Genomic DNA, 22,593 nt, shown 5'->3' on the forward strand with positions numbered 1-22,593 from the left:
TCTTGCGTACATAATTTTAAAAATTAAGGATATTTTATGGTTGCCCCACTCATTGATTTTCAGCATGTTACATTTAAATATCATGCCCAAGCGGAAGCTACATTACACGATATTAGTTTTCAAATTTATCCAGGAGAGAAGGTTTTAATTGCAGGAGCTTCTGGTTCTGGTAAAACGACCTTATTGCGTTTGTTAAATGGTTTAATTCCACAAGCTTATGCTGGTGACATTACTGGTAAACTAGAACTGAATGGTAAAAATATTATTGATCAAACGTTATTTGATTTATCATTGCAGGCCGGGACAGTGTTGCAAGATTCAGATGCACAATTTGTTGGATTGACTGTTGCAGAAGATGTTGCTTTTGCATTAGAAAACGATCATCAGCCAGTTGACAAAATTAAATCAAAGGTGGCTAAATGGGCATCTCGTTTTGGTTTAGGAGAACGTTTAGACTTAGCACCTCAAATGTTATCAGGTGGTCAAAAACAGCGTACAGCCATGGCGGGTGTTTTAGTAGATGATGGGAAGTTATTACTTTTTGATGAACCGCTTGCCAGTCTTGATCCAGCAGCTGGTAATGTTGCTATGACGATGATCAATCGCTTGCAAGTGGAACGTGATTTGACAGTTGTGATTATCGAACATCGCATTGAAGAAGTGCTACGAGCAGACGTTGATCGTATTATTGTAATGGCAGATGGCAAGATTGTTGCCAATGATACACCAACAACCATTATTCAATCTGGTATACTGCCAGAAAATGGGTTGGATGAGCCTTTATTTGTACAGTTGTTAAGAAAAGCTAACGTTGATGTTGCCACGCTAGCTAATGTGGCTGATGTTAATTCAGTCGATGTTCAAGCATATAAGCAAGTAATTGAAGACCTAAAAACACCAGTTATTAAGCAAGTGAAAAAAAATAAAAAATTGGTTATCAAAGACTTAGTGTTCAATTATGACGATAAGCATCCTATTTTTAATGGTTTAAGTACTGCTATATATCAAGGTGAGATCTTAGGTATTGTTGGGAAAAATGGTTCTGGGAAAACGACGCTATCACATTTGTTAACCGGGTTCTTAACACCAGAATCAGGTGACATCTTACTCGATGGACAAAGTTTATTGAGTCAGTCTATTAAAGAACGAGCCGATAATATAGGCTATGTTTTACAAAACCCAAATCATATGATTACTAAATCAACTGTTTATGATGAAGTTGCTAGTGGTCTTGTTTTACGTGAAGTCGATGCGCAAGAAATCGAAACGCGTACTAGAAAAGTTTTAAAGTTAGTTGATTTGGATAGTATGAGGCATTGGCCAATTTCAGCACTGAGTTTTGGTCAAAAAAAGCGCTTAACGATTGCAGCTGTTCTAGTACTAGATCCACAAGTTCTAATATTAGATGAGCCGACAGCTGGGCAAGATGCGACACATACAAGTGAGTTACTAAATTTCTTAAAAGAAATTAATAAAACTGCTAACACAACAATTATTATCATTACGCATGATATGCATTTGCTTGCTAATTTTGTTTCTCGGGCACTGGTTATTGTTGATGGGACACTACTAGCCGATACAACGCCCTCTGAATTATTAGCAAATGCAACATTAGTGGAGGCCGCTAGTTTAAGAACAACCAGTATTTATCAATTGGCATCGCGATTAAATATTGATCAACCAGAAATGTTGAATGCAGCCATTGTACATCATTCAACAACTATTTGATTCATAGTGGGAGTAAAATGAACAATTTATTTGGATATAAACAACGGGATACGTGGCTCAATCGTGCCACTGGTACAGCCAAACTCATTGGTTTTTTGACACTTACGACTATAGGTATGATATCTTATGATACTCGGTTTTTAATAGTATTGAGTTTGTTGTCAGTTCTTTTAATGAAGACAGCAAAAATTCAATATCAAGAATATGCTTTGATGCTTAAATTTGTTTTATTTTTTGCAATTATTAACTTGGTGATGATTACCATTCTAGCACCTCAATATGGTGTGAGATTATATGGGACAAATCACGTGTTATTTGGTAGTGGTTATTGGACAATAACAGAAGAACAACTCTTTTATGAGTTTAACTTATTGATTAAATACTTCTTTTCACTACCATTAGCTATTATTTTATTGTTTACTACAAACCCTAGTGAGTTTGCGGCTGGTCTCAATAAAATAGGAGTGCCATACAAAATAGCCTATGCTTTTGCGATTACCTTACGATACATACCAGACGTCCAGAGTGACTATCGTACTATTAGTTTGGCCCAACAAGCCAGAGGTTACGAAATATCAAAAAAGGCATCTATATTAGCTAGATCTAGGGGGGCTGTACAGATTATTATGCCGCTGGTGTTCACAAGCCTAAATCGTATTGACACAATCAGTCAGGCTATGGAACTTAGACGTTTTGGCCGTGAAAAACAGCGTTCTTGGTATCAAGAACAGGTTTTTTCGAGATTAGATATTTTAATTATTGTAGGTTCCATTATTGTGGGGTTTTTAGGTATTACATTATTATTTGTTAACAACGGACGTTTGTATAATCCGTTTAAATGAAAGGTAAGCTTAGTATTTAGTGTCATTGATACAGTAAGTTAGGCGATAAATGGTTAAAACAGCAGATGAGTGGCAAGAAAATGCCCAGAAATATCAGTTTCAATTGCAAAATGATTTATTACAATTTTTAGCGATACCATCAGTTTTGGATCCTGAAACAGCAACGTTTCAAAAACCTTTTGGTGTTGGTATAGATAAGGCATTACAATTTATTGCGGATCTGGGTAATCGGGACGGTTTTAGCGTGCAACGAGTAGCTGACAACATGGTAGTTGTGATTGACTATGGTCCGGAAAACGCTGAAGAAACAGTGGGTGTGCTCTCTCATGTTGATGTTGTACCTGGAAACGATGCGGCATGGCATGTGACATTACCTTTTAGTCCAAAAATTATTGGTGACCGATTGTATGGTCGTGGTGTTCACGACATGAAAGCTGATTTAATGGCTAGTTATTATGCATTGAAGCAACTTAAAGATGAAGGATTTGTCCCAAAAAAGAAAATACGTTTAATTTTTGGGAGTGATGAAGAATCTGATTGGCGCGATATGCAAAAATACTTATCTGAAGTTGGGGAACCGACATTGGGATTTTCTCCAGATGGGACATTTCCCGTTGTACCTGGCGAGAAGGGTGTGCAAACTATTGAAATAAAGTTTCAAGCTGACGATGATTTTGACCATAATCTTTATCAATTGCTGAAGTTTGAGTCTGGAAACCGTGATAACGTTGTCCCAGGTGTTGCTACAGCTTGTGTTAAGTTGCCTGATAATCAAGACATTAACTTATTTTTGGCAAAATTTGAACAGTATGTAACATCGACACCATTGATTACAGGTGTCGGACAATATGCTGATGGTAATATACGTCTCACACTGTATGGTAAATCTGTACATGGGGCTTATCCCGAAGATGGGCTAAACTCAGCAACTTTTTTGGCAAACTTCTTGATGCAATATCCGTTTAAGAATCAAGCACATGCATTTTTATATTTATTAGGAGAATCAAATCATCAAGATGTGTTTGCTGAACATCTAGGATTAGCTTTTCATGATGCGGTAATGGGTGATTTAACCATGAATATCGGGCAGGTACACTATATTCTTGGCAAATCAGGCTATATTAGAATCCAATTTAGATTTCCAGTGGGCGTTACCGAAACAGCCATTTTGACTCAGGTACAAAGACATATGGGCGGTTTAGATGCAAAAGTTTTTAAAGAATCTAGATTTGGTAGCCAACCACATATGGTAGACTTGAAAGATCCTATCGTTACAACGTTACAAAGTGTGTATGCGCAACATACACATACAGATAAAACGTATAAAATATCCAATGGTGGGTCATACGCGCGTTTGTTGAAACGAGGAGTTGCATTTGGTGGACAGTTTCCTGATGTTGCAGTCATGAGTCATCAACCAGATGAATACGTTGAAATAACGAATATTCCTCGTGCTCAAGCAATTTTTGCTCAAGCGTTATATGAACTCACTAAATCTTGAGTTTAATATTTAGTTTTAACGTAATATATTGAAGACTAGTGGGAAATTTTGTGAAGCTCTTGAAATATGTGGTCGGTTTGTAGTATCATTAATAGTTGTGAATGCATAAATTGCATACACTCCTTGCAGCAAAAGCTGCCAGAGACCAAAAGGAGGAAATAAAACATGGCTACATCATATGAAATGACATACATCGTTCGCCCTGACATGGAAGTAGATGCAAAGAAAGCGCTTGTTGAGCGTTTTGATGGCATCTTGACTAACAACGGCGCAACAATCGTTAAGTCAGCTGATTGGGCAACTCGTCGTTTTGCTTATGAAATTTCTGGTTATCGCGAAGGCGTTTACCATATCATTAATTTCACTGCTGAAGACGACGCAGCTATCAACGAATTTGACCGTTTGGCAAAGATTTCTCAAGATATCTTGCGCCACATGATCGTTAAGCGCGACGCAGAATAATTCTGAAATTCCACTGGTGAAGGAGCTTTAATTATGATTAATCGAGTAGTATTGATTGGGCGATTGACCCGTGATGTGGAATTGCGCTATACTCAATCGGGTACAGCAGTAGGGACGTTTAGCTTAGCAGTTAATCGTCAGTTCACCAATCAGTCTGGTGAACGTGAAGCTGACTTTATCAACGCTGTTATCTGGCGTAAAGCAGCTGAAAACTTTTCAAACTTCACTGGCAAAGGCGCAATGGTTGCCATTGAAGGTCGTTTGCAAACAAGAAATTATGAAAATAATCAAGGTCAACGTGTTTACGTTACCGAAGTTGTTGTTGATAATTTTTCATTGCTTGAATCACGCGCTGAAAGTGAAAAGCGTCGTTCACAAAATAATAGCGGATCATCTAACGATGGTGGATATAGTGGTTCAGACAACAATAATTCATTTAGTGGTGTTGATCCATTTGCTAATGCGAACCAGAGTTCAAATAACCAATATTCAGCACCAAAAAATGATGTTCCTAACCCATTTGCGGCTAGTAATAAAACAGAAATTGATATATCAGATGATGATTTACCATTCTAAATAATATAAATTATAAATTCAAATGAAAGGAGCTTTAATCATGTCAGAACAAAACTCACGTCCACAAAACTCAGAACGTCCACAACGTTCACGTCGTCCACAAGGCGGACCACGTCGTCGTCGTAAGGTTGACTATATCGCAGCTAACCATATCGAATTTATTGACTATAAGAACACAGAATTGTTGGAACGCTTTATCTCAGAACGCGGTAAGATTTTGCCACGTCGTGTAACTGGTACTTCAGCTAAAAATCAACGTAAGGTAACAACAGCTATCAAGCGTGCTCGTATCATGGCTTTGTTGCCATTCGTTACAGAAGATTAATATAGTAGTTTTATCAAAAAGCCAGATGTATCAGGCTTTTTTTATTTGGTTTTGAAAAAACTAACTGTGGTAAAATAAGTTATGTGACTTTTGAACGATATAAAAGTTTTACCATGTAAAGAGAAGGCACAGGGGTTACTTGTGAAGAAGATTTTTAATTTTAAAACGCTACCTATTTTTTTTCAAAGCACAAAACTAGGCACAGTTGCACTATTATTACTTTTTGTTAGTTTGACGAGTGCTTTTTTTGCATTGCTAGTCAACTGGGTTTTCGGACTAATTTGGTTGATTGTCGTGATTATTGGCTTAATATATTCAGGTCAATCACTTAAAGAGGTTAATGAAAATGTTCAGGAGTATCTTTCTGGTTTAGGTTATCGTATTTCCAGAAGTGAGCAAGAGGCATTAATTCGTATGCCAATTGGACTGATTTTATTGAACAATTCAGAAAAAATTGACTGGGTCAATCCTTATATGCAAAATTATTTGGGAAAACGCGATGTTTTGGGGCTGTCTTTAGCAGAATTAGATCCTAGTTTGGCTAAGAATGTTAAAAACTATTCTGATGCTAATGAAACAAATACTATCACCTGGCAAGGTAAGCAATTTGCATTATACGTACAACAAAATTTACGTGTCATTTATATGATGGATATCAGTGAATATGCGGCTATTGAGGTAGAGTACGAAAATCATAGATTGTTTAGTGGCTTAGTATCTGTAGATAATTATGAAGAAGTTACTGAAGGCATGAATGAGTCTGAGACGTCTAAGTTAAGAACTTATGTCACTGGTGCTTTATCAGATTGGGCAACCGCGCATCATATTTATTTACGGCGTTTAAATACTGTTCACTATATTATGTTTGGATATCAGGCAGCCTTACAAGACGCAGAAAAAGATAAGTTTCGTGTTTTGAAAGCAATTCGTGAAGCTACGGCACAACAAAATTCACCGGTTACGTTATCTATGGGTATCGCTTATGGTGAATCAGACATCATTAAGTTAGCTAAAATGGCACAAACAAATTTGGATTTAGCGTTAGGTCGTGGTGGGGATCAAGTTGTTGTAAAATCTAATCAGTCTGTAGCCCGATTTTATGGTGGGGCAACAAATCCAATGGAGAAACGTACGCGCGTGCGAGCAAGAATGATTTCTCAGACTGTGGCAGAATTAATGGAACAGTCTGACAATATAATGATTGTTGGACATGTCCGCCCTGATTTAGATGCAATTGGAGCAGGATTAGGTATCTGGCGAATGGCACAAACCAAAAATAAGCCAGCTTTTCTAATTGTTGATGAAAAATCAGTTTATAGTGATATTAAATTGTTACTAGCGGAAATTAGGAAAAATAAACCAGAAATTGTTGCACCAGGTTCAAACATTAACGATTCTATTGTGGATGAAACACGAGCCATGAAGTTAGTCCGTGAAAATACCTTGTTAATTTTAGTAGATCATGCGCAATCGATGATAACTAGTGCACCTAATTTACTTACTCGTTTAGAGAATCGTGTTGTTGTTATTGATCACCATCGTCTAGCAGAACAAGGATTAAATGAAAAACCACTTTTAACCTATGTTGAACCGTATGCTTCATCTACATCAGAATTAGTTGTTGAAATGTTACAGTATCAAGATCAAAGCTATGCGCCTATAACGAAGTTAGAAGCGACAGCTATGTTAGGTGGCATACAGCTAGACACAAATAATTTCACTTTACGTACGGGATCACGCACATTTGATGCGGCAAGTTACTTACGTGCTAATGGCGCTGATAGTAATTTAATTCAATCTTTCATGAAAGAAAATCTCACTGATTTCAAAGCACGGACGCATCTCGTTAACTTAGCAATTGTAAATAATGGAAATGCTATAGTTACTGGTGAGAGCAATCAAACTTATTCTGGAATCATCACAGCACAAGCAGCTGATGAACTACTCCAGATTAGTGGCGTTGAAGCTTCATATGTTATTACAAAGCGTTCGGATGGCCGTGTAGGCATTTCAGCACGATCGACTGGTAAGCGAAATGTACAGCGTGTCATGGAATCCATGGGTGGTGGTGGTCATCTATCAAACGCTGCAACTCAAATTCCATCAGTGACTACTGAAGAAGCAACACAACAGTTGAATACGATTCTGGAAGATATTGATGATGCAGAATGACAAAAAATATATAATTAATTGGAGGTTTTAGATAAATGAAAGTCGTATTTTTAGAAGATGTAAAGGGTCGCGGTAAAAAAGGGGAAATTAAAGAAGTACCAGATGGTTATGCTAATAACTTTTTAATTAAAAATAAAAAAGCCGAACCGGCAACTGGTAAAAACTTAGGTGCAGTGAAAGGTCGGCAAAAAGCTGAAGAAAAGGCTGCTGCTGAATTATTAGCTGAAGCCAAAGAATTAGAAGCTAAAATGGCAGATGACAATTTTGTTGTTGAACTTAAGGGTAAGTCTGGTGCTGATGGTCGTTTGTTTGGTGCCGTGTCAACTAAGCAAATTGTTGCAGCATTAGAGTCGCAAAAGAAAATTAAAGTTGATAAGCGTAAGTTATTGTTGAATCAACCAATTCATTCACTAGGTTATACTAATGTGCCAATTAAGCTTCATCGTGATGTCACAGCTAACTTGCGAGTACACGTGAGCGAGGGATAAATATGGATAATCCGGGATCATACGAATATAGGCAAGTACCACAAGATGTGGATGCAGAACGTGCGGTGCTCGGGTCTATTTTCTTTGACGTTAAGTCAGATAGTGCAATGGTTGAAGCACAAGCGATTCTTACACCTGAAGATTTCTATCGTCAAGCTAATCAAACGATTTTTAAAGCTATGCAGCAACTTGTTGATGAACAAAGACCAATCGACATGTTGACACTACAAGATAAGTTAAATAGCATGCAACAATTAGAAAATATTGGCGGTATGGTTTATTTGTCTGAAATTGCTGAAGCATCGGCATCTTCAGCTAATTTAAAGCATTATGCCAACATTGTTCGTGAAAAATCAGTATTGCGCCGGATTATTGATACTTTAACGCGAAGTATGTCATTAGCTTATGATTCTGCTGAATCAAGTGAGAATATTTTAGATACTTTGAATCGTAACATTGATTCATTAGCAGAAAATCGCGGTGATGAAAATTTTCAAAAAATTAAAGATGTTCTACAAGAATTTCAAACCAATTTAGATAATGCTGTGGAAAACGATAATAGTATAGTTGGTTTAGCCACAGGTTATCCAGAACTTGATCAATTAACACATGGCTTTAGAGAGGATCAAATGGTTGTTCTGGGAGCCCGCCCGGCTGTGGGGAAAACCGCGTTTGTACTTAATATTGCCAAAAATGTTGCAAAAGCTGAACAAGTTCCCGTAGTCGTCTTTAGTTTAGAAATGGGTGCAGTTGATTTAGTGACAAGATTAGTAGCAGCAGAAGGTGCAATTGATTCGGCTCATTTAACCACTGGACAGATGTCACAAGATGATTGGCAATCACTAACCTTAGCGATGCAATCCTTAGCTAATATGCAAATATATATGGATGATACGCCAGGAATTAAAATTAATCAAATTAGTGCTAAACTAAGAAAGTTGGAAAAAGATTTATTAAACGATATGTCTACTGACCAACGCATTAATAATCCTCATCCAATTGGAATGGTAATTATTGATTATCTAGGACTAATTGAATCTAATAATACGGAAAGTCGTCAGCAAGCAGTTTCGGAAGTATCGCGTTCCATCAAGAAATTAGCTAAAGAATTACATACACCAATTCTGGCTTTAGCTCAATTAAGCCGAGGCGTAGAACAAAGAACAGATAAAAGACCAGTGTTGTCTGATTTACGTGAGTCAGGCTCAATCGAACAAGATGCCGATATTGTTGCTTTCTTATATCGTGATGATTATTATCGAAATGATGACTCCGATGAAAATAATAATAGTGATCCACGTGATGAGGATGAGGCTGTACCGATTGAAGTGATTTTAGAGAAGAATCGTGCTGGTGCTAGAGGCACAGCAACCTTGATGTTTAATAAACCAACGTTTAAATTCAGTCCAATGGCTCCATTATATCGTGATGAATCAACTTCTGGTTCAAGAAGTAATGCAGGATGGTAAAAAGAGATTAGCTTATTAGCTAATCTCTTTTTATGAGTTAAAATCTATTCTACTAAATCAACAAATTTAGCCTCGGTTAAATCAGCGATGTCGACAGGATTTACTTTATCAGAGCGTCCTAATTCACCACCACTCACTAAAAAGAAAGACATCGTCTGTGCAGTTTTATCTATAAAAATTGGGAAATGTTTGTTTTGCCAAATACCAACCGGATTATTAGCACCATGTACATACCCAGTTGTTTTTTGTAATATCTTTAAAGGTAACATGGTTACTTTTTTGTTTCCTGATGTAGCAGCTAGCTTTTTTAAAGATAGTTGTTCGGTGATTGGTAAGACAGCAATTAAAGGACCTGATTTATCACCAAATAATGCTAATGTTTTATAAATGTCTTGATGATGAATATTAAATTTATTTAATATTACATCACGTTCAGACTCTGATTTATCCAATATATTGAGCTCTAAAGGCTCATAATCTATCTGGTGTTTTTCCATTACTTGTTCTGGTAACGTTTTTTTAATTTTTTTCTTTGCCATAGTAACTTGATTTTAACACATATTGGCTCAACCAAAAAGCCACAAGGTCCGACCAATTTATGATATACTACTTTACATGAAACCAGAAGCAATTTATGTGACTATACAAGCAGATTTAAAACAAAAAATATATAAAGGTGATTTTTCGAATTTGAAATTACCAGATGAACGAACACTTGCTGAAAATTATAATGTTTCGCGTTCTTCTATTAAGCGAGCCTTGAATGTACTAGTGCAGCAGGGCATTATTTTCAAAAAAAGAGGTAGTGGTACCTTTGTTAACCCGTTATATTTGAAAAATCATGATTTATTTCAACATGAAGGCTCTAATTTAGGTGTTTCTGATTCATTTAGAGTTGATGGTAAGGCGCCTAGCATTGAACTATTAGATTTTCGTGTGCTTCCTGCAACCCAAGAACAGCAGCTAGCCCTATTTCTTAATGAAGGAGACTTTGTTTACGAAATTAAGCGTTTACGTCGTTTAGAAGGTATCCCTTTTATGATTGAGAGGGGATATGTACCAATCAATGTTTTGCCAGGATTGAACAAGGAAATTGTTGCCGGTTCGGTATACGAGTACGTTGAGAATAGTAAAAACCGTACGGTGACGAAATCTTTCATGACCATTATGGCAGAACCATCTACAGATGAGGATCAAAGATTACTTGAATTATCCGATAAGGAACCAGTTGGCATTATGGAAGGTATATTTTTTATGGATGACGGGACTCCTTTGGAGTTTTCCACAATGAGATTACACTATAAGTACCTACGTTACAACGCATTTGTCAGCATTGATTCAGAGTAAAAAGACCTTTAGGTCTTTTTTTATTACTTTTTAAATGGTACGTACCAATTGTTTTTATGAACCAACCAAAAAAGAAATCGAAATCAACCAATCAAAGTTTTTTTCTTGAACAAATACTTATAATCGGTTATACTGTAAGAGTAAATAACGGAGAAAGATTCGTGGTTTACGATTCTCTCAAAAAATAAGGAGTACTTAATCTCATGGCAGATTTCGATTCAAAAGAGTACTTAGAACTTGTTGATAAGTGGTGGCGCGCAACTAACTATTTGTCAGCAGGGATGATCTTCTTGAAGAGCAACCCATTGTTCTCAGTTACTAACACACCAATCCAAGCTGAAGACGTTAAAGTTAAGCCTATCGGTCACTGGGGAACAATTTCAGGTCAAACATTCTTGTATGCACACGCAAACCGTTTGATCAACAAGTATGACGTGAACATGTTCTACATCGGTGGACCAGGACACGGTGGCCAAGTAATGGTTACTAATGCTTACTTGGATGGCGAATATACTGAAGATTACCCAGAAATCACTCAAGATTTGGAAGGTATGAGCCGCTTGTTCAAGCGTTTCTCATTCCCTGGCGGAATCGGATCACACATGACAGCACAAACACCAGGTTCATTGCATGAAGGTGGTGAATTGGGTTATTCATTGTCACACGCCTTTGGTGCTGTTTTGGACAATCCTGATCAAATTGCTTTCGCCGTTGTTGGTGATGGTGAAGCCGAAACCGGCCCATCAATGACATCATGGCACTCAACAAAGTTCTTGAATGCTAAGAATGATGGTGCTGTTTTGCCAATCTTGGATTTGAACGGATTTAAGATTTCTAACCCAACAATCTTCTCACGTATGAGTGATGAAGAAATCACAAAGTTCTTTGAAGGTTTGGGTTACTCACCTCGCTTTATCGAAAATGATGACATCCATGACTACGCAGCATACCACGAAATCGCTGCTAAGGTCTTTGACCAAGCCATCGAAGACATCCAAGCTATCCAAAAGGATGCCCGTGAAAACGGTAAGTACGAAGATGGTACAATTCCTGCATGGCCTGTAATTATTGCACGTTTGCCAAAGGGTTGGGGTGGTCCAACGCACGATGAAGATGGTAACCCTATCGAAGATTCATTCCGTGCCCACCAAGTGCCATTGCCTTTGGCACAAAACAAGCTAGAAACATTGCCACAATTCGAAGCATGGATGAACTCATACAAGCCAGAAGAATTGTTCAATGCTGATGGTTCATTGAAGGATGAATTGAAGGCGATTGCACCTAAGGGTGACAAGCGTATGTCAGCTAACCCAATCGCTAACGGTGGTCGTCGCCGCGGCGAAAAGGCAACTGATTTGACATTGCCAGATTGGCGTCAATTCACAAACGACATTACAAGTGAAAACCGTGGACATGAATTGCCAAAGACAACGCAAAACATGGACATGACAACACTTTCATCATACTTGGAAGAAGTTGCAAAGTTGAACCCAACTTCATTCCGTGTCTTCGGACCTGATGAAACAATGTCAAACCGTTTGTGGGATCTCTTTAACACAACTAACCGTCAATGGATGGAAGAAGTTAAGGAACCAAACGATCAATACGTCGGCCCAGAAGGTCGTATCATTGATTCACAATTGTCAGAACACCAAGCTGAAGGTTGGTTAGAAGGTTACACATTGACTGGTCGTGTTGGAATCTTCGCCTCATACGAATCATTCTTGCGTGTTGTCGACACAATGGTGACACAACACTTCAAGTGGTTGCGCCACGCTTCAGAACAAGCATGGCGTAATGATTACCCATCATTGAACTTGATTGCAACATCAACTGCCTTCCAACAAGATCACAACGGTTACACTCACCAAGATCCAGGTATGTTGACACACTTGGCTGAAAAGAAGTCTGACTTCATCCGTGAATACTTGCCAGCCGATGGTAACTCATTGTTGGCTGTTCAAGACCGTGCCTTCTCAGAACGTCACAAGGTTAACTTGATCATTGCTTCAAAGCAACCACGTCAACAATGGTTTACTGCTGATGAAGCTGATGTATTGGCTAACGAAGGTTTGAAGGTTATTGATTGGGCTTCTACTGCACCTTCAGGCGATGTAGATATTACATTTGCATCAGCTGGTACAGAACCAACAATCGAAACTTTGGCCGCTTTGTGGTTGATCAACCAAGCCTTCCCAGAAGTTAAGTTCCGCTATGTCAACGTTGTTGAATTGCTTCGTTTGCAAAAGAAGTCAGAATCACATTTGAACGACGAACGTGAATTGTCTGACGAAGAATTTAACAAGTTCTTCCAAGCTGACAAGCCAGTTATCTTCGGCTTCCACGCTTATGAAAACTTGGTAGAATCATTCTTCTTCGAACGTAAGTTCAAGGGTGATGTCTATGTTCACGGTTACCGTGAAGATGGTGACATCACAACAACATATGACATGCGTGTTTACTCACACTTGGATCGTTTCCACCAAGCTAAGGAAGCTGCAGAAATCTTGTCAGCTAACGGCACAATTGATCAAGCTGCTGCTGATACATTCATTGCTAAGATGGACGAAACTTTGGCAAAGCACTTCGAAGTGACTCGCAACGAAGGTCGCGATATCGAAGAATTTACTGAATGGAACTGGTCACCTTTAAAGTAATTCCATTGCTTTTTAAATGATTGATCAGATGAAAAAGTGAGCTAGAAAATTTTCTAGTTCGCTTTTTTTGTGTCTTTTGAGTAGAATGTTAGTTGACAGCCAATCAATGAGAACGGATGTCATTAATTTAAATGAGTTCGAAGTAGTTTAGGTTGATTTTAATCATAGCAAACACGGAACAATTATCAGTATACGCAACTAAAATGACAGAAATTAGTTGAGAACTAAAATTAAAATATCTTTATTTCGTACGAGGCATTATGGGAGAATTTTTAAAATTAAATCGCAATATTCAACTGCGCATTCTTATGATGTTAATTACCGTTGCTATCGGTTCTTCTGTGGGACCTAATATGACGATATATTATATTGAATATTTTGGACCTTTGGTTATTGGTATCTTACTGATTATTGTCCAATTATCAGGTTTTTTAGCTGGTTTATATGGTGGACATTTGTCGGATTTATGAGGCAGAAAGAAAGTTATGCTAAATGGCATTAGTCTTATGGTTGTTGGTTATAGCATAGCTGCAAGTATGAACTAACCATTCTATGTAAATCCTGACATTACCTTTTTAGGTTTCTTGATGGCTGCTGTTGGGTTAAGTTTTGCTTCACCCGCTGAGGAAGCTATGATGATTGATGTTTCAACAGTTAAAAATCGAAAATTTATTTATGCAATTATATATTGGGTCATTAATTTATCAATCATGATTGGGGTAGCCTTAGGTGGTTGGTTTTTTAAAACAGCAAGATTTGAATTACTGGTTGGCACTGCCATTGGTGCGTTTATAAGTTGGTTAATAGTTTGGTTATGGATATCTGAGACATTGACTTTTGAGCGGTTACCAGAACAGGGAAAATCAGTTTGGGCAGTTGTTAAAAGCTATCGTGCTGTTTTTTTGGACCAAAGATATCTTAAATTTATGGTAGCAAGTGTTGGTGCAACAGTCATTTTTTCATCACCGGATTATTATTTAGCTGCCCATCTTGCTCAGACATTTCATCAAATTACTTTTTGGGGGATACCGATTTTTGGGCAACGAATGCTATCAATTATTACTGTAACAAATACGTTAATGATTGTTTTAATGATGGGATTAATGACTAGATTATTTACTAAATGGTCAGAATTAAAATCTAGTTTAGTGGGGACAGCAATACAAGGTTGTTCGTTTGCAATCATGTTTTTATTAACTGACTTTTGGCCGTTACTGATTTTTGCGGTTTTACTAACAATCGGGGAGATGATAGTGACACCAGCTAGTCAATCATTAAGAGCAGAGATGATGAATCCAGAAAAGATTGGTGTGTATAGTGGTTTTAGTTCTGCTACTAGGCCAATAGGATACATTATTTCTTCAGGCATTGTGAGTGTGTCTGTTATAGTTGGGAATGTAGGGGCAGCTATTTTATTGATGACTATGACAGCTGTTAGTATGTTATTTACATGGTCAGCTGTTATAATGTTAAACAATAAACGCATACGCTGAATCCTACATAATTAATCGAAACAGTGGATACTCCGTTTGCTATAAATTTGTTATAATTAGAATAAATATCATAGCAAAATGATATTTTTATTTAGCTCAATAAAGGAGAACAATAGGCTCAATTTGTGATAATAGCCTTAAATTAATTATGTCAAAAATTAAGATTGTTTCGATTGATATTGATGGCACACTACTCAATGATCAACGAGAAATTACTACTGATGTTAGAAATGCAATTCAAAAAGCTATTGATAGTGGTGTGAAAATTGTCATTACAACTGGTAGACCTTTACCGGGAGTTAAATCTATTTTAAACGAGCTAAATATTACTGGGTCCCAGCAATATGTTATTACTTATAATGGTGGGCTGGTTCAAACAGCAGATGGACAAAAAACACTATTTCGTCAAGAATTGTCAACATCAGAGTTCAAGAAAATTAATGATTTTATGGCCGAACAAGATGCATATGTACAGGTCGAAACACACAATGCCGCTTATACAACTAATCATCGAGTACATCCTTGGGCTAGCTTTGAGAATAGTTTGGTCAATTTACCACTTTTTGTACTTGATTCAGAAACTGAACTTGAACAAGTGGCATTCATTAAAGCGATTGCAAATGATGAAGAAGATAGACTAGACTATATTGAGTCACAAGTACCAGAAACGATTAGTTCTAAAGTTAACGTGATTCGTTCGACAGCTAATAATCTAGAATTTATAGATCGTCAAGCCTCAAAAGGCAATGCGTTATTAGCTTTAGCAAAAGAGCTGGGAATAGATCAATCTGAAACCATGTCTATTGGTGATCAGGCTAATGATTACTCGATGATTGAGCAAGCAGGTATTGGTGTGGCGATGGGGAATGCTATCGATCAAGTCAAAGAGATCGCTGATTATCAAACTGAAACAAATAATAACTCTGGTGTCGCTAAAGCAATCAACGAACTTGTATTACAATAGTATTTGTAAAATTGGAAAGTAGAGGAAACATCATGAATGTATTAATAGAAGGTGAAGTTGCTGAATTGGTGGGAGAACCTGTTAAAGTTGGAGAAATGCTACCACACTTTAAGCTTGAAGATCAAAATGGTGAAAAGGTTAAAACAGCAGATTTAATTGGTAAAGTAACGCTATTTTCGGTTGTTCCTGATTTGAATACAGGAACATGTACGCTACAAACACGTCACTTTAACAAAACAGTAGATCAATTTGATAGTGTCCAATTTATCACAGTATCTACAAATTCTGTGGAAGAACAACGCAATTGGTGTGCTGCTGAAGGTATAAAAAATCTACGTATGCTTTCAGATGAGCAGGAATCATTTGGATATGCAACAAAGTTGTATTTACCAGCAAATGCTATCGATACACGTGCAATATACATTGTTGATTCGGAAGGTGTTATCCGTTATGCACAAATTGTACCAGAGGTTTCCGAAGAACCAAATTATGATGAAGCACTTGAAACACTACGTAATATTATCAAATAAGAACGGCTGGAGCACTCATTGAGATAGAGTGCTTTTATTATATTCAAAAACTCAGTTAGTGAGTGGTTTTTAACTACAATTTTTGTTAAAATTAGTTTGAACATAATCTTTACATAAAATATATGGAGCCAGACATGCCAGAACCTAAATTGAAACTTTTTTCTCTAAGTTCAAACGAGCCACTAGCAAAAAGAATCGCTGATTCAGTTGGTGTCCCCTTGAGTGAAATATCTGTTAAAAGATTTGCCGATGGTGAAGTACAGATCAACATTGAAGAAAGTATTCGTGGTGACAACGTATTTGTCATTCAATCAACATCTTCACCTGTGAATGATAATTTGATGGAATTGTTGATTATGGTAGATGCCTTGCGTCGCGCTTCAGCAAACCAAATTAATGTTGTGCTTCCCTATTATGGTTATGCAAGACAAGATCGGAAAGCACGCTCAAGAGAACCTATTACCGCTAAATTAGTGGCAAACATGTTAGAAAGAGCTGGCGCTACTCGAGTATTAGCATTGGATTTACATGCTGCTCAAATTCAAGGATTCTTCGATATTCCGATGGATCATCTTCAAGGGGCTCCGCTTTTAGCGGATTATCTAATTGAATCAGGTATTGCTGATAAAAAGAATGCTGTTGTAGTGTCACCAGACCATGGTGGTATGACACGGGCTCGTAATTTAAACAATATGCTAGATCTTGAGGCCCCAGTTGCTGTGATCGACAAACGTCGTCCCAAACCCAATGTCGCTGAAATCGGCAGCATCGTAGGAGACGTAGCTGGTAAAACGGCTATTATGATAGATGATATGATTGATACAGCTGGTACCATAACACAGGGTGCTGAATTAATTATGTCTCATGGCGCAAAAGAGGTATATGTAGTTGCTTCTCATGCTGTTTTCTCTGGTCCGGCTATTGAGCGTCTACAAAATTCTGTATTTACCAAGGTTATTTTGACAGATTCAATTAATTTACCAGCAGATAAGAAGTTTGATAAGTTAGAAATCGTATCTGTGGGAGAATTAATTGGTGAAGCCATTCGCCGTATTAGTAATAATGAAGCCATTTCTTCATTATTTAAAACACGTTTCCACCGTCGTTCAAAATAATTTCCGTTACAAGCTGATTATAGTTCGGCTTTTTTTGTGCAATATATTACAGGTTGCTCAAAAAATGATATACTTATAGACAGACGAATACTTATAAAAATGCGAGGAGAACATCTATGAGTAAAATTTTAGTTGTGGATGATGAGAAACCAATCTCAGATATCATTAAATTTAATTTAACAAAAGAAGGCTATGATGTCCTCACTGCAGCAGATGGGCAAGAAGCATTGGTAATGTTTAATGATGAGCAGCCAGATCTGGTGTTATTAGATCAAATGCTACCAGAAATTGATGGTGTGGAAGTTTTGAGGAAAATTAGGTCAAAATCAGAAACACCGGTCATTATGGTTACTGCTAAAGATTCTGAAATTGATAAAGTTTTAGGATTAGAAATGGGTGCAGATGATTATGTTACCAAGCCATTTTCAAATCGCGAATTAGTTGCACGTGTTAAAGCTAATTTACGAAGTCGTAAGTCAGTTTCGCAACATACAGAAGAAGTTGCTGTTAACAATGAAGATATTACATTAGGTGATTTGACAATTCATCCCCAGGCTTATATGGTATCTAAAGCTGGCCAAGATATTGAGTTGACGCACAGAGAGTTTGAATTATTATACTATTTGGCTCAACACATTGGACAAGTTATGACACGAGAACACTTATTGCAGCAAGTTTGGGGTTATGATTACTTTGGGGATGTTCGTACAGTTGATGTTACCGTTAGACGTCTACGAGAAAAAATAGAAGATAATCCTAGTCATCCTAACTGGTTAGCAACACGTCGTGGTGTTGGTTATTATTTACGACCAGAAGCCGAATAATTATTGGCAAAAGATTAACATAATTATCGTTTGCTAACGTCACCAAGACACCCTTTTATCATGCTAGATCAAGGAGACAGACGCGTTGCGTCAGCAAACTATGAACAACCCAACAAATTTTTTCAAATCAATACGCTTTAGGATAGCACTTGTTTTTGTGTTGTTGATGATTATCGCACTCGAACTTTTGGGTGCGTTTTTTGTGCGACAAATAGAACATCAAAATTTAGCCACTTTTCAGCAACAAATTACTTTACCGAAATATATTACTGATCAGATTACTACAGCTTTGAAAAATAAAGATAGTAATGAAGGTAATCATGAAATTCAAGATATCTTATCTAACCTAAGTAATACTAACTTACAAGAAGTACAAGTCATTGATAGGACAGGAACTATAAGAGGTACTTTATCTGTCTCTGGACAACAAACTATTGGGCAAAAAACAACAGATTTGAATGCTCAGAAAGCTATTTCAGGTGAACAATCATTTCTAAAAACTCGAACAATTAAAGAAAATGGTGATAGTAAAGAATTACTGATAACGATATTAGGTAACAACAATAGTCGTGTTAAAGATATTTCAGGTGTGCTAATTGTCAAAGCCAGTTTAGCACCAGTCTACAAAAATATTGAAAGTGTCATGCAACTATTTATTGTTGCTGGATTAATTGCATTGATTGCTAGTATAGGGCTAGCATTATTTTTAGCTCGAACATTAACTAAGCCAATTGAACAAATTGATGAGCAAACAACCAAAATTGCGAATGGCGATTATTCAAAAGTAAATCATATATACGGGTCCGATGAATTGGGACATCTTGCCCGCTCAGTTAACGAACTATCTACACGTGTTGAGGAATCGACAGAAACGGTCAACGCTGAACGTAATCGTTTAGATTCTGTTTTGACACATATGGCAGATGGGGTGCTAGCTGCTAATAGACGTGGTGAAGTGACAATCATTAATCAAGCGGCTGCTGATTTTGTTGGCATTAATAGAGAAGATGCTATTGGTCAAAATGTTATTGAACTTTTGCATTTAAAAGGACAACGAACATTACGAGATATGCTTGAAAATTTGGATGATTTCCGAGTGGATTTATCAGATGATAGCAAAGATTTATTGGTACAAGCTTACGTGTCATTAATTAAACGGCAGTCAGGTTTTATTTCTGGTTTAGTAGTGGTTTTACATGATATTACTGAGCAACAAAGAATTGATTCTGAACGTCGTATGTTTGTGTCCAACGTTTCTCACGAGCTACGAACCCCCTTAACTTCTGTTCGTTCGTACGTTGATGCATTAGCAGAAGGTGATATAGATGATAAAGAAATGGCACAGAATTTTTTGGGTGTTGTTCAAGATGAAACACAGCGCATGATAAGGATGATTAACGACTTGTTAGAATTATCACGTATGGATCAGGGGACAATGGCTGTTAAGTTAGAAGTTGTTAACTTAAATAGTCTGTTTGACTTTGTTTTGAATCGTTTTGATATGATTATCGAAAATGATGCTAAAAACCGAGAGACACCTACTAAAACGTATAACATACAACGTGAGTTTAGCAGTGAAGATATTTGGGTTGAGGTCGATCCCGATAAATTCACCCAAGTACTAGATAACATTATGAATAATGCTGTGAAGTACTCTCCTGATGGCGGTACGATCACGGCAAGATTGATTAAAACGAAAACACGAGCTATTTTAAGTATATCTGATCAAGGATTAGGGATTCCTAGAAAAGATTTAAACAATATCTTTAATCGCTTTTTCCGTGTCGATAAATCTCGTTCTAGAGCACAAGGTGGTACTGGGTTGGGACTGGCAATTTCAAAAGAAGTTGTTGAAAAGTTTAATGGTCGTATTTGGGTTGATTCAGTAGAAAATCAAGGATCTACTTTTTATATTTCTCTAGCATATGTAGATGATGCAGAAATTGAGGAGGAAGACTGGGGTGCGGAATAAAAATCAATTTTTGCATAGTGTCATTATCAGTTCTCTTCTTGTAGTATCGATTATTGTATCAGTAGTTTTAACTGGTTTTATTTTTAGTTCTTTTGGGAGAAGTGATATTGCGGATTCTGCTAATATACAACAACCAGAACAACAAACACAGTTATTTAGACCAACACAATTTATTGTTAACAAAACAAATGGTAAGCAATTTATAACGTTGACAGGGACAGGACAACAATCACAAGTTATTGATGATGCGGTTTCTAATTCTAAAATGTCACAACCAGAAACAAACAAAGTGACAACAAGCAAAGTAGAAGATATATTAGCAACAAAGAAAGCACATATTTTTAGATATCCAGATGTGATTCCAGTAACGTATTTTAATGCTAAATATGGCCAATCTATTAAACATAATCAACCGTTTAATTTTGATTATTTTGTTTTACCTTTTGATCAAAAAAAAGTTGCCTATTTTGTCAATTCACAAACAAATGAGGTAACCAAAGTCAGAGTAGCAAAGTTTGATTTCACTAAAATATGGCAAAAAATAAATAACTTACCAGATGATGTTCCTATTCGTTTCAAAACATATCAAGATAGAGTTATTTTAAATTATGCAAAACAAATTAAGTTACCAGTGTATTCTTATTTAATTAATCAACGTGATCCTAAAATATATGTTTCTGCACTTTTAGGTACAATTAATCAATTATCTGTTACTCAAGATGGTGATAAGACTGTATATACTAATAAATTGAATAATCAGAAATTAATTTACGACCCGGATTGGGAGACTGTGACATTTGAAGATAAAAATCCTAAAAACAAATTACCAACGGACTACTTAGGTCGATTAAACTTAGCATTTTCTCAAATTAATTTGTTACAACTTAATTTAAATGACACACGATTTTATGAAAGTAGAGAATCCGGGCAAAAACTAACCTTTAGAACCTATGTTAAGGGATTTCCGGTTTATTTTCAGTCTGAAAGTGGCGCTATTCACATTGAAATGCAAAAAAATGGGAATCAACAGGCGACTTATTCATTAAATGAAATAGGTGTGCCTGTGCCAAATAATAGTGCTCAAGTGACCTTACCCGATACTGATACTATTTTAAACAGACTGCATGATGCTGGTATAAAATCCAGTGACTATAACTTTATAACACCGGGTTATGAGTGGTTGATTAATCAGGATAGTCAAGCAGCCGTAAACATGGTACCAACGTGGATGATTGAAACACATGATGGTTGGCAAAGTGTAGATAGTTATTTAAAAAACAAGACTGTTAATGATCAATCAAATTAATGAAGGAGAAAAATATGCAAATTAGACAAATTAAAATCCTAATGCTAATCCTATTTGTTTTATTGGATATTTTTTTATTTAATTGGTGGCGTGCAGGCGAGATTTCTGGGACACAAGTCAGTGATGCCAATGCTGATATGATTACAGAAATGCGCAATCAAAACATAAAATTACCTTCGTTTAGTCGAACAGTCAAATATAGCAGTTATATTGCTGCTGAAAAAATGAAAAAAGATAATATGTCAAAATTACCAAATGGATTGGTAATTGAACACAGTAATGATGAGACAGAGTTAGTTGCACGGATTAAAGTAGATAAAAATCAATCAAAACAAAGTTCAGGTAGCGCTGATAACTCAACTATAAAAAAAATTGCTGACGAATTTGGTTATACGTATAATCCTATCAGTACAGCACAACAGAACAATGGCAATAAAATTTATTCTCAAAGTATTAACGGTTTACCTGTATTAAGCAGCGCAGGAACACTAACGTTTAATCATTCAAAAGATGGCTTTACTAATCTAACCAAAAGAGAGTTGACGAATATACAAAAATTAAGAGATGATCGGCCTACAATTACTGAAGAAGAAGCAATTGTGGCTTTATATCGTTACAATGAAATTAATAGTGGTGATGTTTTGTCATCAGGTGATTTGTTTTACTACCAATCACTCTCAGTAAATGGTTACGATATTTATCTTCCTGTATGGGCGTTTAATGTTGAAAAAAATCATCAAAAGTCTATTTTAAAAATAAATGCTTTTACTGGTGATAATTTAACTGAGTAATTTTAATCTTATGTTAATTTGTGTCAGTTAA

At 36.6% G+C, this 22,593-nt stretch carries 21 protein-coding genes; 20 read left to right on the forward strand and 1 reads right to left on the reverse strand.

Features of this window, described 5'->3' with window-relative positions:
* The first annotated feature begins 36 nt into the window (after positions 1 to 36).
* The 9 genes from K5Q12_RS04925 to dnaB all read left to right on the forward strand — a co-directional run bounded on the left by K5Q12_RS04925 (position 37) and on the right by dnaB (position 9,563).
* Complete coding sequence (locus tag K5Q12_RS04925) at positions 37 to 1,728, forward strand: ABC transporter ATP-binding protein (protein WP_220742597.1); 1,692 nt, start codon at positions 37 to 39, stop codon at positions 1,726 to 1,728.
* A gap of 17 nt (positions 1,729 to 1,745) precedes the next feature.
* Entirely contained in the window at positions 1,746 to 2,570 is an 825-nt protein-coding gene (locus K5Q12_RS04930; protein ID WP_220742598.1) for an energy-coupling factor transporter transmembrane component T family protein, read from the forward strand.
* A 49-nt stretch (positions 2,571 to 2,619) separates the two neighbouring features.
* Positions 2,620 to 4,071 carry a dipeptidase PepV gene (pepV, locus tag K5Q12_RS04935; protein WP_220742599.1) on the forward strand — a complete coding sequence of 484 codons (1,452 nt, stop codon included), beginning with the start codon at positions 2,620 to 2,622 and terminating at the stop codon, positions 4,069 to 4,071.
* A 165-nt stretch (positions 4,072 to 4,236) separates the two neighbouring features.
* The gene (gene rpsF, locus K5Q12_RS04940) at positions 4,237 to 4,533 is read left to right on the forward strand and encodes a 30S ribosomal protein S6 (RefSeq protein WP_220742600.1); all 297 of its coding nucleotides are present in this window, start codon (positions 4,237 to 4,239) and stop codon (positions 4,531 to 4,533) included.
* A gap of 33 nt (positions 4,534 to 4,566) precedes the next feature.
* Positions 4,567 to 5,109 (forward strand): single-stranded DNA-binding protein, encoded by a 543-nt coding sequence (gene ssb / locus K5Q12_RS04945; RefSeq protein WP_220742601.1) that lies wholly within the window; start codon positions 4,567 to 4,569, stop codon positions 5,107 to 5,109.
* Between the two features lie 40 nt (positions 5,110 to 5,149).
* Complete coding sequence (rpsR, locus tag K5Q12_RS04950) at positions 5,150 to 5,434, forward strand: 30S ribosomal protein S18 (RefSeq protein ID WP_004904499.1); 285 nt, start codon at positions 5,150 to 5,152, stop codon at positions 5,432 to 5,434.
* 141 nt (positions 5,435 to 5,575) lie between these two features.
* Positions 5,576 to 7,606 (forward strand): DHH family phosphoesterase, encoded by a 2,031-nt coding sequence (locus K5Q12_RS04955; RefSeq protein ID WP_220742602.1) that lies wholly within the window; start codon positions 5,576 to 5,578, stop codon positions 7,604 to 7,606.
* Positions 7,607 to 7,641: 35 nt separating this feature from the next.
* Positions 7,642 to 8,094 carry a 50S ribosomal protein L9 gene (gene rplI, locus K5Q12_RS04960; protein ID WP_220742603.1) on the forward strand — a complete coding sequence of 151 codons (453 nt, stop codon included), beginning with the start codon at positions 7,642 to 7,644 and terminating at the stop codon, positions 8,092 to 8,094.
* Positions 8,095 to 8,096: 2 nt separating this feature from the next.
* Positions 8,097 to 9,563 (forward strand): replicative DNA helicase, encoded by a 1,467-nt coding sequence (dnaB, locus tag K5Q12_RS04965; protein ID WP_220742604.1) that lies wholly within the window; start codon positions 8,097 to 8,099, stop codon positions 9,561 to 9,563.
* Positions 9,564 to 9,607: 44 nt separating this feature from the next.
* Here dnaB and K5Q12_RS04970 read toward each other — a convergent pair whose 3' ends face one another.
* Complete coding sequence (locus tag K5Q12_RS04970) at positions 9,608 to 10,102, reverse strand: aminoacyl-tRNA deacylase (protein ID WP_220742605.1); 495 nt, start codon at positions 10,100 to 10,102, stop codon at positions 9,608 to 9,610.
* A 76-nt stretch (positions 10,103 to 10,178) separates the two neighbouring features.
* On the opposite strand from K5Q12_RS04970, the gene K5Q12_RS04975 reads away from it, so the two are divergent.
* The 11 genes from K5Q12_RS04975 to yycI all read left to right on the forward strand — a co-directional run bounded on the left by K5Q12_RS04975 (position 10,179) and on the right by yycI (position 22,562).
* Complete coding sequence (locus K5Q12_RS04975) at positions 10,179 to 10,910, forward strand: GntR family transcriptional regulator (protein ID WP_220742606.1); 732 nt, start codon at positions 10,179 to 10,181, stop codon at positions 10,908 to 10,910.
* Positions 10,911 to 11,113: 203 nt separating this feature from the next.
* Positions 11,114 to 13,567, forward strand: coding sequence for a phosphoketolase family protein (locus K5Q12_RS04980; RefSeq protein WP_220742607.1), 2,454 nt, complete (start codon positions 11,114 to 11,116; stop codon positions 13,565 to 13,567).
* Between the two features lie 260 nt (positions 13,568 to 13,827).
* Positions 13,828 to 14,037 carry a hypothetical protein gene (locus K5Q12_RS07165; protein WP_246570497.1) on the forward strand — a complete coding sequence of 70 codons (210 nt, stop codon included), beginning with the start codon at positions 13,828 to 13,830 and terminating at the stop codon, positions 14,035 to 14,037.
* Positions 14,038 to 14,133: 96 nt separating this feature from the next.
* Complete coding sequence (locus tag K5Q12_RS04985; protein ID WP_373306136.1) at positions 14,134 to 15,060, forward strand: MFS transporter; 927 nt, start codon at positions 14,134 to 14,136, stop codon at positions 15,058 to 15,060.
* Positions 15,061 to 15,208: 148 nt separating this feature from the next.
* The gene (locus K5Q12_RS04990) at positions 15,209 to 16,024 is read left to right on the forward strand and encodes a Cof-type HAD-IIB family hydrolase (protein ID WP_220742608.1); all 816 of its coding nucleotides are present in this window, start codon (positions 15,209 to 15,211) and stop codon (positions 16,022 to 16,024) included.
* Positions 16,025 to 16,056: 32 nt separating this feature from the next.
* On the forward strand, positions 16,057 to 16,554 hold the full coding sequence (locus K5Q12_RS04995) for a thiol peroxidase (protein ID WP_220742609.1): 498 nt from the start codon (positions 16,057 to 16,059) through the stop codon (positions 16,552 to 16,554).
* Between the two features lie 134 nt (positions 16,555 to 16,688).
* Positions 16,689 to 17,669, forward strand: coding sequence for a ribose-phosphate diphosphokinase (locus K5Q12_RS05000; RefSeq protein ID WP_220742610.1), 981 nt, complete (start codon positions 16,689 to 16,691; stop codon positions 17,667 to 17,669).
* A 116-nt stretch (positions 17,670 to 17,785) separates the two neighbouring features.
* Entirely contained in the window at positions 17,786 to 18,493 is a 708-nt protein-coding gene (gene yycF / locus K5Q12_RS05005) for a response regulator YycF (RefSeq protein ID WP_220742611.1), read from the forward strand.
* A gap of 100 nt (positions 18,494 to 18,593) precedes the next feature.
* On the forward strand, positions 18,594 to 20,465 hold the full coding sequence (gene walK, locus K5Q12_RS05010) for a cell wall metabolism sensor histidine kinase WalK (RefSeq protein ID WP_220742612.1): 1,872 nt from the start codon (positions 18,594 to 18,596) through the stop codon (positions 20,463 to 20,465).
* The gene (locus K5Q12_RS05015) at positions 20,455 to 21,771 is read left to right on the forward strand and encodes a two-component system activity regulator YycH (RefSeq protein WP_220742613.1); all 1,317 of its coding nucleotides are present in this window, start codon (positions 20,455 to 20,457) and stop codon (positions 21,769 to 21,771) included. The genes walK and K5Q12_RS05015 overlap by 11 nt, the downstream gene beginning before the upstream one ends.
* A 14-nt stretch (positions 21,772 to 21,785) precedes the next feature.
* Entirely contained in the window at positions 21,786 to 22,562 is a 777-nt protein-coding gene (gene yycI, locus K5Q12_RS05020; protein WP_220742614.1) for a two-component system regulatory protein YycI, read from the forward strand.
* The last annotated feature ends 31 nt before the right edge of the window (positions 22,563 to 22,593 follow it).

The organism is Leuconostoc palmae (genome assembly GCF_019656075.1).
Taxonomy (GTDB): Bacteria; Bacillota; Bacilli; order Lactobacillales; family Lactobacillaceae; genus Leuconostoc; species Leuconostoc palmae.

Coding starts and splice junctions, on each gene's coding strand:
- K5Q12_RS04925 (WP_220742597.1), top strand. CDS start 37: ATGGTTGCCCCACTCATTGATTTTCAGCATGTTACATTTAAATATCAT.
- K5Q12_RS04930 (WP_220742598.1), top strand. CDS start 1,746: ATGAACAATTTATTTGGATATAAACAACGGGATACGTGGCTCAATCGT.
- pepV (WP_220742599.1), top strand. CDS start 2,620: ATGGTTAAAACAGCAGATGAGTGGCAAGAAAATGCCCAGAAATATCAG.
- rpsF (WP_220742600.1), top strand. CDS start 4,237: ATGGCTACATCATATGAAATGACATACATCGTTCGCCCTGACATGGAA.
- ssb (WP_220742601.1), top strand. CDS start 4,567: ATGATTAATCGAGTAGTATTGATTGGGCGATTGACCCGTGATGTGGAA.
- rpsR (WP_004904499.1), top strand. CDS start 5,150: ATGTCAGAACAAAACTCACGTCCACAAAACTCAGAACGTCCACAACGT.
- rplI (WP_220742603.1), top strand. CDS start 7,642: ATGAAAGTCGTATTTTTAGAAGATGTAAAGGGTCGCGGTAAAAAAGGG.
- dnaB (WP_220742604.1), top strand. CDS start 8,097: ATGGATAATCCGGGATCATACGAATATAGGCAAGTACCACAAGATGTG.
- K5Q12_RS04970 (WP_220742605.1), bottom strand. CDS start 10,102: ATGGCAAAGAAAAAAATTAAAAAAACGTTACCAGAACAAGTAATGGAA.
- K5Q12_RS04975 (WP_220742606.1), top strand. CDS start 10,179: ATGAAACCAGAAGCAATTTATGTGACTATACAAGCAGATTTAAAACAA.
- K5Q12_RS04980 (WP_220742607.1), top strand. CDS start 11,114: ATGGCAGATTTCGATTCAAAAGAGTACTTAGAACTTGTTGATAAGTGG.
- K5Q12_RS07165 (WP_246570497.1), top strand. CDS start 13,828: ATGGGAGAATTTTTAAAATTAAATCGCAATATTCAACTGCGCATTCTT.
- K5Q12_RS04990 (WP_220742608.1), top strand. CDS start 15,209: ATGTCAAAAATTAAGATTGTTTCGATTGATATTGATGGCACACTACTC.
- K5Q12_RS04995 (WP_220742609.1), top strand. CDS start 16,057: ATGAATGTATTAATAGAAGGTGAAGTTGCTGAATTGGTGGGAGAACCT.
- K5Q12_RS05000 (WP_220742610.1), top strand. CDS start 16,689: ATGCCAGAACCTAAATTGAAACTTTTTTCTCTAAGTTCAAACGAGCCA.
- yycF (WP_220742611.1), top strand. CDS start 17,786: ATGAGTAAAATTTTAGTTGTGGATGATGAGAAACCAATCTCAGATATC.
- walK (WP_220742612.1), top strand. CDS start 18,594: ATGAACAACCCAACAAATTTTTTCAAATCAATACGCTTTAGGATAGCA.
- yycI (WP_220742614.1), top strand. CDS start 21,786: ATGCAAATTAGACAAATTAAAATCCTAATGCTAATCCTATTTGTTTTA.